The sequence below is a fragment of the Arthrobacter sp. HMWF013 genome (assembly GCF_003061105.1).
Lineage (GTDB): Bacteria > Actinomycetota > Actinomycetes > Actinomycetales > Micrococcaceae > Arthrobacter.
This window is the reverse complement of sequence record NZ_QAIQ01000719.1, coordinates 15390-15842: the sequence shown is the minus strand read 5'-3', so window position 1 is coordinate 15842 and position 453 is coordinate 15390. Positions and strand designations below refer to the sequence as shown.

Genomic DNA, 453 nt, shown 5'->3' with positions numbered 1-453 from the left:
GCCGCACTCATGACCGGCACCCACGCCCCCACCGCCCTCGGGCTCCACTCACAACCGGTCTAAGCAAGGGAAAGCGCATGTTCGTCGTTTCCATCACCTACACCGCACCTACCGGCTATTCCAACTGGCCACCCACGAAGTCATCCAGTTCGATCCAACTATGAGCGCACGCTGACGCCACAACCCATCACATTTTCCGTCAGACCGACGGACCACCAGAAGGAAAAAATATGGAAACTGAATCCCTCAAGGAGGCCGCGTTTGGCCGCCGCATCGCACTTAAGTCCGCGCTTGGAGCGGTGGCCGCCGCCAGCCTGGCCGGCGCATCACCGCAGGCGGCCGTCGCCTCAACCCACGCTGAAACGAAAAGAACCGCCGGAAAAATCGACGTACACGCGCACTACCTCCCGCCCGACTACCGGCAAGCGCTCATCGACAACGGCCACTCCCAGC

The 453-nt window shown here is 61.8% G+C and carries 1 protein-coding gene; it reads left to right on the top strand.

The annotated features are described in order from the left end of the window. Window positions 1-230: 230 nt before the first annotated feature. Window positions 231-453: hypothetical protein (locus DBR22_RS23200; protein ID WP_441296259.1), on the top strand; the 223-nt coding region annotated here is incomplete at its 3' end.